Raw genomic sequence first — 11,673 nt, forward strand, 5'->3', positions numbered from 1 at the left:
CTGGCATAACATTTCGCGAACATATCCATGGATTTGACACGTTTTTCAAAAAATTAATCCTGAATAAATTTTATTGCTTATACACAAATCCACCCTACTTTTTTCCTCTAAAGATTCGTGTACATCCTATATTACAACAAAATAATCCAATTTTAAAACAAATTTACAATGCCACACGGAATATTAACAGAATATTATCATTATAATCACCCCAAAATACCCATCTGTATATAGATGATATATCAACAAAATTATTTAATGGTAAAATAGTATCATTATTTCTCCGTAGTCAATTTTGGTCTTTATACCTACAGAAGATCAAAAAAAAAGAGAGAGATTTATATCTCTCCCACAGACTGTACAAGTTAGACGTTGAATTCCGCTCCAGGTACTCGCTTTTCCCGCAGGAGTCTCGCACCTTCCTCTCCAATCAACTTTGTTATAAAATTTTGATATAAACCATACCTGAGGAGTTGAAGGTATTGCTTTGGGTCAGTTGGTTCTTGATCAAAGTTACGTTTTCCGAAGCCCTTTTGTCTACAAACTTGAGAGAGAGATTTTAATCTCTCCCAGTCTTTGAGCTGCATCATTGAACATGAATTTTTAATAATTCATAACAAGCAGAACAACATTACTCCATAATTTTTAAGTTGGATAATATAGGATCATGCTTAATCGAGTTAATGTTTCCCCTGAATTATGGTAAGTATGCGGTCTGTCAGCCTTGAATCTGATAGAATCACCATTCCTTACTGTATATTCTTCGTTATTTACACGTACAGTCAATTCCCCTTCAAAAACAGTTATGTACTCTTCAGTTCCTTCTCTATGCGAATCGGAACTTAGGAATCCACCTTTTTCTATCTCGACTGAATATACTTCAAAGCGCTTCTCATCTTCAAAGGGAAAGTAGGGATAAACTCGATATTTGCCGTTATCTTCAGATAATGATTGAATTTCACTTTTTAAAACAATTTTTGTATCCGGCTGCGGACTATTTATCAGTGAAGAAAATGAAATCTTTAATCCATTGGCTATTTTCCAAATTGTTGTAATCGTAGGGCTCGATCCGCCCCTTTCGATTTGTCCGATCATCGTTTTGCTTACTCCGGTTAATTCAGCAACCTTTTCAAGACTTAATTTCTTACTTTCCCTGATGGCTTTTAAATTGTTAGCAATAATAAAATTTATTTCTTCCATAAAAATGCTCCTTATTTACAATATAACGTCGGCATTGTACAATATAAAGGAAGTCGTTATAGTGTCACTTTTGGTCATTATAGCATACAAAGGGGAGTCAACCATGCCTTTACTATCTTTTTTGCTATTTGTTTTTGTTACAAGTTTCACTCCAGGTCCAAATAACATCATGGCAATGTTATTTGCGAACAAGTACGGGTTAAAAAAGACGATTAAATTTTGTTTCGGGGTAGGTGCCGGTTTTTTTGTAATAATGTTATTGTGTAGTTATTTTAATGTTTTGCTTGAAAATTTCATACCAAAGATTGAATTTATCATGACTATCCTAGGTGCAATTTATATGCTGTATCTGGCCATAAAAATCATTTCCAGTTCAAATAAAGATAAGGACGATAATGATGACAGGAACAACAGTTTTATAGCGGGCATGCTTTTACAATTCATAAATCCAAAAGGCATCTTATATGGCATCACGGCAATATCAACCTTCATACTACCTTATCACTCTTCAAATTTCAGCTTACTATTCTTTTCATTATTTCTGGCTTTTGTTGGTTTTATGAGTACGTTCTGTTGGAGTATGTTCGGTTCGGTTTTTCAAACGTTTTTATCAAAGTATAGAAGTCAGTTTAATGTAATCATGGCTTTGTTATTAGTGTATAGCGCCATTTCGATTCTTGTACAATGAAAAAGGGCAACGGGTTCGATCCTTCATTAAGAAAGATTGCCGAGTCGTTAAAACAAAGTTGATTGGAACGGAAGGTACGAGACTCCTGCGGGAAAAGCGCGTCCAAGGGAGACCCCACAGGCGCAAGCCAAGGAGGCTCCCGGACCGCCCGCGGAAAGCGAGTGCCTGGAGTGGAAATGAACGTTCGAAATTTACAACCCCTCAAAAAAACTTTACGCTTATTCCACTCCAGTCCAATCATGTTGTATCAGAAACGAAACCCACAGTACAGCAAAAATCACAGTTGCCATCAATTCGCCTGTATATAAGTGAAATAATTTTCTTTTCACCCTTTTTTGCATAAGATTCCCCTTCTCACCCCTTAATAAGTTTTCCCATCTATAATCTTCTTGAAGCTTAACCCCTCCTTATTTTTCCATATATATAATATACGATGGACAAAGTTTTCCGTTTCTGAATTAGCTTAAATTTCTTTCCTGTTAAATGAAATTTCCGATGCATATCAATAATTTAATGATAGAATTGGTAATTATTGTTACACCATGAATAGGAACTAGTAATAATCATTCGTTATGGAGGGATTAGTGAATTGAGTCATTTTATACATAATACATTGTTGGGACTAAAAGAATTATTGAATAAGAAAGACCAAATGAAGACAGTATCAGACGAAGGAGAAGTTGGTAACGTTTCGTGTTCTTTTAACGCTCCGATAAAGACAACTGAAGTTGAAATGTTTGAAAGTGAAAACAATATCAAGCTTCCTGAAGACTACAAGGCATTCTTAACACTCCATAATGGGGCAAGAATATATGAATTGATTGATGACGACGGTGTTAATATAGGGGGCGGTCTTCATTTATTTAGTTTAAATGAAGTAAAAGAGGCTCAAGAACTTGAGTTTATAGGTGAACAGGGGATTCCGATTGGACATTTATTGGAAGATTGTTTTCTAATATTAGATAAAGAAAAACTAAAGGTCGAGGATCCAAATTACCTTCATATATTGGAGTTTACAGAGCTTTCATCTCTAAATCTTAATTTTGAAATCTTCTTGGACCGCTACATTATTTCACAAGGTGTACCGTTTTGGAGCTGGCCTATATACACAGCTGAAAACTACTATAGAACCAGGTAAAATAAATAAAAAGAGCGATTGCTAAGAAATGCAGTCGCTCTTTTTTTGTTTCGACTCTTCCATTCAGATCCCGAAAGCCCATTTTAATTCGTGGTCAATGTTAATAATTTGGCGGAAGTATAATTATATTTCTCAATTGAAAAATCGAAAACGACTCCCGCTTTTAAGAAGACCGTATTTTCAACAATTAAAGTCGGATCTCCTGGTTGCAAGTCCAAAAGCTTTGCATCATCGTCATTTAGTTTCTCACACGAAATGATTTTATCTGCAAAACCAATATTCAGCTTTAAATCCTCGACGATATATTCATAAATGGAACCATTTGCGATTTCTTTATTTAAAATGGGAATGATGTCTTTATTGAAAAAGGACTCTTCTATTACAATGGGTTCACCATTTAAGTACCTAACCCGTTTGAGGTTATAGATTTTGGTTTTCACATTACATTTCATTTGTTCGGCCAATTTTTCATCAGCTTCTATTAATTCCAACTTCAGCACTTTACTTGTCATTTCATCCTTTGCAAACTCTTTGGTTAAGCCATTCATATCTTTCATAGAAATACAGCCAGGTCTGGAAAATTCCCTTAGGAATATGCCGCTTCCTTGAACTTGGTATATATAACCCTGTTCAACCAATATATTGATTGCTTTTCTTATGGTATTCCTGCTGACATCGAACTTCTTCATCAACTCTTCTTCAGTAGGTAACTTAGTATTTAATGTATATTTTCCATCTAATATTTCTTTCTCCATTTGTTCTACGACCATTCTATACTTTACACCCATATTTCCATATACCTTCCTCTATACATAATGATTTCGAACGTTTTCGAACAATAGTTTTAGACTAAAAGAGAGGTTTTCTTTACAATAGTTTATTTCATAACGATTGTAAAGAAACCGCTGTTTCTTTTTAAATTAACTAACTTTTTCAATTGGGGTTTCTTGTTCCAGCGCTACTTTATCAAGCATTTTAACGAATGGGAAATATACCACGGTAGCCATACCCAATATAGCTAGTTGGACGACTGCCCCTTGCCACCCCGATAATAAAAAGCCTGAAATGATTGGCGGGGTTGTCCATGGGACCTGTACCGCTGTAAAGGGATGGATAAACCCTAAAATAATTGAAAAATACGTCATCAATACGGCAATGACAGGAACCAAAACAAATGGAACGATCATTAAAGGGTTAAATATGATGGGAAGCCCGAAAATGATTGGTTCATTAATATTGAATAAACCTGGAACCAGCGACATTTTAGATAACTGATTCACTTGCTGTGATTTAGCGACAAGCAGCGCTGCTGCAATTAAACCTAATGTTATGCCCGCACCACCGAATTTCGCGTAAATATCCACTAGCTGAACCGTAACGATTTTTGCATTTCCGCCTACGGCCAGCGTGTTACCGGCATCTATGACAGCTTGATTCGCCAAGGCATTTGAAGTTAAAATAGGTGCCATGATTCCCATGACGATATTCGGACCATGTAATCCAAACCACCAGAAAATGGAGATTAATGCCATGATAATGATGATTCCAGGTAATGTATCTGATAGATTTTGCATGGGGATCTGTAATACTTTATAAATGATTTCAGTCATTGATACGCCTTGAATCTTATCACAAATGAGGAAAATGAACATCGATAATAACATGATCACAAATCCAGGAACTAATGCAGAGAAGGCATTTGAAACACCAGATGGTACGCTTTCCGGCATTTTGATCCTGATATTTTTTTTGATGAACCATGTGTAGATCGCACCGACAGCCAACCCTACCAATATGGATGTTATCATCCCTTGTCCGCCTGTCCAGGCTTTAGGAATGACTCCGACAACCACTTCCCCAGAAGGACTTTCAACAAATGAATTGCTGAGAATCAAAAATGAAATGATACCGATTATCCCTGCTGGAACGGCTTCAATATTGCTTGTTTTCACATAGGAGTAAGCTATTCCAAAAACGGCTATGAGAGCAAGAATGTCAAAGGTGGCTCCTGTAACTTGATTCAATGGCACCATCCAATCTGCACCAAATAAATTAGCCATGATTTTATTCCAATTCTTGATCGGCAGGTTTGCTATTAATAAGAAAATGGAGCCAATAAGTGTCAACGGCATCGTAAGTACGAAACCATCCTTAAGTGCGACGGTTGCTTTTGCATTTGAAAATTTCATGAATGCAGGCATCATTTTCTCGAATAGTTTTTCAATACGCGACATAACTACCCCTCCTAGTCAAAAGTGAATGATACTTACTAAGTAAGACTGACCTTATCCTGGAAATGGATTAGGTCGGTCTTTTTCATGATGACTGAAAGCGTTACAGCTCTTCTCCTCTTGTTTCAATAATGTGCTTATACCAATGGAACGATAACTTCTTCTTTCTTTCCAAATTATTTTTATGATCCACATAAATAAAACCATATTGTTTTTTATAGCCGTTTAACCAGCTTAATAAGTCAATGACTGACCAAGCATAATAGCCTTTTAAGTTAATTCCTTCACTTATTGCACTTTTAATCACTGTTAAATGCTCTTCAATATACTTGATTCTTGGGACATCGACAATTTCACCATCTAAGATCGGATCTTCGTCGCCCAGACCATTTTCAGTGATATAAAGTTTTACATCGCCATAACGTTCCTTCAGCATCCTTAAGCCATCCAAGAAGCCCTCAGAAGAAATTTCCCAGCCCCATTTTGTATATACTTTATCCTCCATCATGACCGTTCTGTATACACCGTCAAATGATGGGTTGCCAGGTTTCCCGGTCGACTTATCACGATCAATTTTCGTGCTTTCAATCGCTCCATCAATTTTGGCCACCCTTGCTGGCTGATAATAATTCAAGCCCATGAAATCATTGTAATCAGCCGTATCCTTCAACAAAGTCAACTCTGCTTCTGTCCAATCAGGTGTCAGGCCTTTTTCCTTTAAGGCATCCACTACATAACTTGGATATTCCCCTTTTAAAATCGGATCATAATACCAAAATGTTTGATAGTGATTCGCATGCATCGAGGCAAAAATATTTTCTTCTTTGCCATCAATGCTAAAAGCCGGGTTAAAAACATGTGTTATGCCAATTTCGCCATAGTGCTTTAAGCTTTTATAGATTTGAACGGCTTCAGCATGAGCCACGAAAACATTATGAGTAGCTTGAAAGTATTTTTTTTGATCGTTTACAAGGCCTGGTGGATGGGCTCCATTCAAATATCCTAATGTGCAGAATACAACGGTTTCATTAAAAGTGATCCAATGTTTCACCCTGTCACCGAAAGCCCTGAAACAAACCTCGGCGTATTTAGCGAATGCACGTATCGTTCTTTTATTCACCCAGCCCCCGTCCGCTTCTAAACTCTGTGGTAAATCCCAATGGTATAGTGTAACGAACGGGACGATTCCATATTTCAAACATTCGTCTATGACATTATTGTAAAATTCGATTCCTTTTTCGTTTATTTCACCGTCACCGTCCGGGATGATGCGCGCCCAGGAAACTGAAAATCTATAAGACTCCAATCCCATTTCTGCCATTAATTTTATATCTTCTTTATATCTATGGTAATGATCAATCGCTACATCACCATTTGTATTTTCGAATGTTTTACCTGGAATCTTTGAAAAGACATCCCAATTACTCAGCCCTTTTCCATCTTCATTCCAGGCACCCTCCACTTGATAGGATGCAGATGCAGCTCCGAATAAAAAGTCTTTTGGAAATTTCATGTTGTACCTCCCACTATTGCTTTTTCACTAGATTCAATGCGGCTTCTAAAACCTTCTTGCCGTTCATCATGCCGTAGTCCATTGTATTTATCACCTCGACAGGAACCGATTTCGGTTCGCAAACGGCTTTTGCTTTAGACAGAAGGAACTTAACTTGGGGTCCTAATAGAGCCACATCAATTGAATCTGCGATCTGTTCCAATTCAGATTCTGGATATGCATTGATTTCTACTTCCAAACTATTTGCTTGAGCTTCTTTTTTCATTTTTGTCACTAACATACTTGTTGACATTCCTGCCGAACAGAACAAACCGATTTTAACCATTGTCATTTCCCTCCAATTTTTCTTTTAATGCATTTATATCTTTTTGCATCGAAATTAGATTGTTTAATAGTTCTTTCACTAGAATGGCATTCATTAAATGATCCTGAGCATGAATCATTAAGATGCCAATATCCGTTTTGTTTCCATTTGCCTCATTTGTTATTAATCTAGTTTGGGCTTTATGTGCTTCTAGTAAGGCTGCTTCCCCTTGATGTATCAATTCCTCTGCTTCTTCATATTTATGGTCCCGCACAAGGGAAATCGCTTGATAAAAGTTGGATTTGGCATCTCCCGCTCCAGCAATCAAGCCAAATATGATCATCTGTACATCTTCTTCAGAAGTATACGGCATCTATAATACCCCTCCATTTCATAAGAATGATTTATATTTATTGGTACAAATTCGTTGGTATGAATATAGTATAAAACGTACACACATAAATGTAAACGCTTATATTCTATCTATTTAAATAATTTCATGCGTTTTTATTCAGCAACAAAAGAAGCCAATCTTTTTGATTGGCCCCTTCCTTCAATCTTGGTGTTCATTATCTTTGCCATTGGTAAGTAGCCACGGATTTGGCCGGCAGCTCACCCTTGATTTGTTCACCCTCGCTAATGAACTTGAATTTTTGAGGTTCATAGGATTGATTGATAACTATAGATACAAGTGTCTTTTGGTCAGGACTTAAGAATGTTACATTTGTAACCGTATCCGAAGAACCATAATCACTTTCAACACGAGTGAACCCTGGCTTAACAAACTTGGAGAAATGCCCAGTTAAATAATATTCCGGAGTCAACCAGTAATTATCCCTATCAGCTGAATCTTGAATCAATAGTGTAGGATCCGGCTGACCCACCCATTGATGCGTTTGAATGTCGCTATCCAGCATGACCACCCAGGAATTATAACTCCTCGCCCAGTTTCTCATGTATTGCGCAATTCGATCCGCACCATATGTTCCCCAAACTGCACGCTCCGTTAAATACACGTTTTTCTCTGGGAATAAGTTGTGTAATCTAGTCATTTCAGACAAGGATCCGCCGTAATCATGGAATGCCGTACCATCTAAAGCATCATAGGCTCCCTTATCTTTTAACAATTGTTCCGCGTATGCTCCTGTATCACTTGGGTTATGATCAAATCCCCAAAGTTTTACATGCTTGAAACCGTTGTTATCGAGCTCTTTTCTTAGGAGTGTCGCTAATTCCGCTGCCTGGCTGTATGGCATATTGGTACTCGGGTACTCAATCTCCAGCATCGGTTCATTTTGCAAGGTCATTGCACTTATATCGATTCCCTGTTTCTTATAGGCTTGAAAGTATTTCAAATAATATTTTGCCAGGATTGGCAGGTATTCGTCTTTCACCTGTCCTTTGATCATGCTGTCAGACGTTTTCATCCAGCCTGGAGGACTCCATGGGGAGGAAAAGAATGTAACATCCGGATTAATTTCCTTAATTTGTTTTAACGTTTCAATAATCTTATAATCGATATCCTTTTGGATTGAAAAATGCTTCAGATTAACATCCGTTTTCCCTGGCGGCATGTCGTCATACGTATAAAATTTCTGTGCCGTGAAGTCAGATGTGCCAATCGTTGTTCGAATAAGGCTCATTCCGATGCCTTTATCCGGATCTATCAATTTATCGAGAACTTCCTGTCTCTTATCAGGAGACATTTTCGTCAAATTATGAACGGTCGACTCATCCATTGAAGAACCGATCCCCAATATGCTTTGGTATTGTTTGGTCGGATCAATGTTTATGGTGGTAAGATTTGATGCATCCGGTTTGGTGATATCCATTTTTTCCTGCTTGGACAACTTCTTATCACCTCGTTGATACCTGGAATCAAAGTACCAAGCAACATCACTTGGTTCCCGTTCATTCGTGATCCATGATTCAACTGCCTTTGCCTTAATAACTTCTGCGGGTACATCCTCAGTCGGAGGAGGTGTTGCCGGAATATTGCCAACCCGCTTAAATTCGAACCAGTTTAAGTTCAATGATCCCTCGATATATTCAAATTTGATCTTTTGTTTACCCTTCTTCAAGATGACGCCATCAACTGTAGATGTGTCCCAATTTTGCCATCCCCCAGTGGATCCGACTCGTAACTTACCAAGCAGCTTCTTTTCTTCGCTAACGATATTAATCCCGGTTTGACCACTTAGATTGGCCGCATAACGAAAATCGGCTTGATAAAGGCCATCCTGTTCTACATTTATTTCGTACTCCAACCAATCTCTTCCATCCGCATACCCCATATTTAATGACCCTTCAGATGAATTTTCCGTTTGCAATCCGTATTGGGCGGCAAAATCCTCTGCTTCAATTTTCCCTGGTACTTTTAAGCCAGGCTTTTCAGGGAGCTCTGGTTTTTCAGGCAGCTTTGGCGTAGCCTGCTTCTTCGTCAGACCATATCCATAATTAAACATAAAATGATCCTTTTTGTTTTCCCTATTTTCATAGGCTTCCAAATAGAAAGGCCAACTAACTGGCAATTTACCTGAAAATTCCTCACCACCGAGCAAGACATCAGCAACTCCTGCACCCTCAGTACCAGGAAGCCACGCTGCAACCAAACCTGACCAATCCTTCATTTCATCCGTAATGATCATCGGCCGGCCAGATACTAATACGACAACGATCGGAATATTCGGATCTGCCTTGCGGACATTCTCCAATGTTAATAGATCCATTCGATTTAAATGAAGATCAGTGGCATCACCATCAGTTTCTGCATATGGTTCTTCACCTACAACAACGATAGCAGCATCATTTCCTTTTGCTCCTCTTCCATGTTTGTTATAAGTGATTTTCTTTTGTTTTCCACCAACTTCTTTTAATCCTTCTAGAATAGTCGTACCTTCAGTCGTATCACCTGATTTCCCTTGCCATGATATCGTCCAGCCACCCGACTGCTTTCCGATATCATCAGCGCTTCTGCCTGCCACAAATATTTTGTCCATTTTCTTTAATTGAGAAAGAATCGGTTTACCATTCACTTTATCATTTTTTAATAGGACTAGAGATTCACTGACGGATTGACGCGCTATTTCCCTGTTCTTTTCAGACCCAAATGACTTAGCCAACTTTGGATCTGTCATTGGTTTTTCAAAAACACCAGACTCAAACTTGACCCGAAGAATCCGTGTAACGGCATCATCTAGCCTTTTTTCTGAAATTTCACCTTCATTCACCAGTTCTTTTGTAAGTTTAAGTGTCTCTTTCCAGTTTTCAGGCTGCATCAACATATCGACCCCAGCATTCACTGCCACTTCAATCTGTTGCTTTAACCCGGAAACCGCATTCCCATTTTGATCCTTCGTGATTTGCTGTATCCCATACCAATCAGAAATGACAAATCCCGTAAAGCCCATATCCTTCTTCAATACATCGGTAAGCAGCCGTTTGTTCGCATGCATTTTCAACCCTTCGATACTATGAAAAGAAGCCATCACCGTTCTGGCCCCTGATTCGATAGCCTCCTCATATATCTGCCTGTCATTCTTAAGTATCTCTTCTTCTGTATACTCAGTCACATCACCTTGATTGACTCCGCCTTTTGTATATCCTTCACCAATGAAATGCTTAGCGGTAGCTAAAACATTTTCCGTTTTCTTAAGGTTTTTACCTTGAAGCCCGTCAATATAGGCTGCACCCATGTTGGCAACAAGTTTTGAGTTTTCTCCAAACCCTTCATACGTTCTTCCCCATCGGATGTTTTGGACATTGGCCATTGTCGGGGCAAACGTCCAATTCACGCCTGTAGATTTGATTTCTGATGCGGCAGCATGTCCAATTTTCTCTATTAATTCTGTATTCCTTGTGGCACCTAAACCAATATTATGCGGGAAAATGGTAGCGCCTTTTACGTTATTATGACCGTGGACAGCATCTGCTCCATATAATAGTGGAATGCCCAATCGGGTAGAAACAGCTCCCGATTGATATGAATCTACCAACTTTGACCACTTTTCACGGGTGCTGTTTTCCTCCTTTCCATCCGGAAAAGAACCTCCCCCGCTTAATACCGAACCTAATTTATATTCCTTTACATCATTTGGGGTTACTGAGGCTCGCTCAGCCTGGATCATCTGACCGACCTTCTCATCGATTGTCATTCGTTTTAACAAATCTTTGATTCTTTCTTCATCAGGTGCCTTCTCGTTCATATATAATGGTTTCCCTGCTTGCTTCGCCTTGACTGTTCCTGGTATATTCCCGACGAACAAAGTAAAGGTAAAAATACACAAAATTATTATCGTAATGGTTTTTCTCATTTTTCTCCTCCATTATTTGATTTAGATTACTTTATTGCTTCTAAAATCCACGTAAATCTCAAAACGAAATGAAGATGTATGTCACCCCCTTTAAAGAAAGATATGAAATATGTTTCTGCTAATCTAATTATTTAGAAGATGATGATTGATAAAAACAGAATGTTCTGAATTCAAAGACCACTCTCCATTGATGATTTCCATCCTTAATTAAAGGGAATTCTGGCATTTTTAATTAAGATTGATAAGCATACATTTTATTCATTGGTATGAATTTATGGGTACAAAT

The 11,673-nt window shown here is 38.1% G+C and carries 9 protein-coding genes; 2 read left to right on the forward strand and 7 right to left on the reverse strand.

All coding sequences use genetic code 11. The features are described 5' to 3' along the window. Nucleotides 1–645 precede the first annotated feature (645 nt). Nucleotides 646–1,200 carry a helix-turn-helix domain-containing protein gene (locus ACDZ29_RS06565; protein ID WP_289314773.1) on the reverse strand — a complete coding sequence of 185 codons (555 nt, stop codon included), beginning with the start codon at nt 1,198–1,200 and terminating at the stop codon, nt 646–648. Between the two features lie 103 nt (nt 1,201–1,303). On the opposite strand from ACDZ29_RS06565, the gene ACDZ29_RS06570 reads away from it, so the two are divergent. Then, nucleotides 1,304–1,888 carry a LysE family transporter gene (locus tag ACDZ29_RS06570; RefSeq protein WP_289314772.1) on the forward strand — a complete coding sequence of 195 codons (585 nt, stop codon included), beginning with the start codon at nt 1,304–1,306 and terminating at the stop codon, nt 1,886–1,888. A gap of 589 nt (nt 1,889–2,477) precedes the next feature. After that, on the forward strand, nt 2,478–3,026 hold the full coding sequence (locus ACDZ29_RS06575) for an SMI1/KNR4 family protein (RefSeq protein ID WP_375090467.1): 549 nt from the start codon (nt 2,478–2,480) through the stop codon (nt 3,024–3,026). A gap of 83 nt (nt 3,027–3,109) precedes the next feature. Here ACDZ29_RS06575 and ACDZ29_RS06580 read toward each other — a convergent pair whose 3' ends face one another. From ACDZ29_RS06580 to ACDZ29_RS06605, 6 genes are all read right to left on the reverse strand, one after another. After that, on the reverse strand, nt 3,110–3,814 hold the full coding sequence (locus tag ACDZ29_RS06580) for a GntR family transcriptional regulator (protein ID WP_141992543.1): 705 nt from the start codon (nt 3,812–3,814) through the stop codon (nt 3,110–3,112). Nucleotides 3,815–3,946: 132 nt separating this feature from the next. After that, nucleotides 3,947–5,260: a PTS sugar transporter subunit IIC gene (locus tag ACDZ29_RS06585; protein ID WP_375090470.1), complete on the reverse strand. Its 1,314-nt coding sequence runs from the start codon at nt 5,258–5,260 to the stop codon at nt 3,947–3,949. A gap of 100 nt (nt 5,261–5,360) precedes the next feature. After that, a complete protein-coding gene (locus ACDZ29_RS06590; protein ID WP_375090472.1) occupies nt 5,361–6,770 on the reverse strand; it encodes a glycoside hydrolase family 1 protein in 1,410 nt (469 codons plus the stop codon). A 13-nt stretch (nt 6,771–6,783) separates the two neighbouring features. Then, nucleotides 6,784–7,095 (reverse strand): PTS sugar transporter subunit IIB, encoded by a 312-nt coding sequence (locus ACDZ29_RS06595; protein ID WP_375090474.1) that lies wholly within the window; start codon nt 7,093–7,095, stop codon nt 6,784–6,786. Continuing rightward, nucleotides 7,088–7,447 carry a PTS lactose/cellobiose transporter subunit IIA gene (locus ACDZ29_RS06600; protein ID WP_375090476.1) on the reverse strand — a complete coding sequence of 120 codons (360 nt, stop codon included), beginning with the start codon at nt 7,445–7,447 and terminating at the stop codon, nt 7,088–7,090. Before ACDZ29_RS06600 ends, ACDZ29_RS06595 begins: the two co-directional genes overlap by 8 nt. Nucleotides 7,448–7,643: 196 nt before the next feature. Further along, nucleotides 7,644–11,387, reverse strand: coding sequence for a glycoside hydrolase family 3 N-terminal domain-containing protein (locus tag ACDZ29_RS06605; protein ID WP_375090478.1), 3,744 nt, complete (start codon nt 11,385–11,387; stop codon nt 7,644–7,646). Between the last annotated feature and the right edge of the window lie 286 nt (nt 11,388–11,673).

Source organism: Peribacillus sp. RS7 (genome assembly GCF_041956845.1).
Classification (GTDB): Bacteria; Bacillota; Bacilli; order Bacillales; family DSM-1321; genus Peribacillus.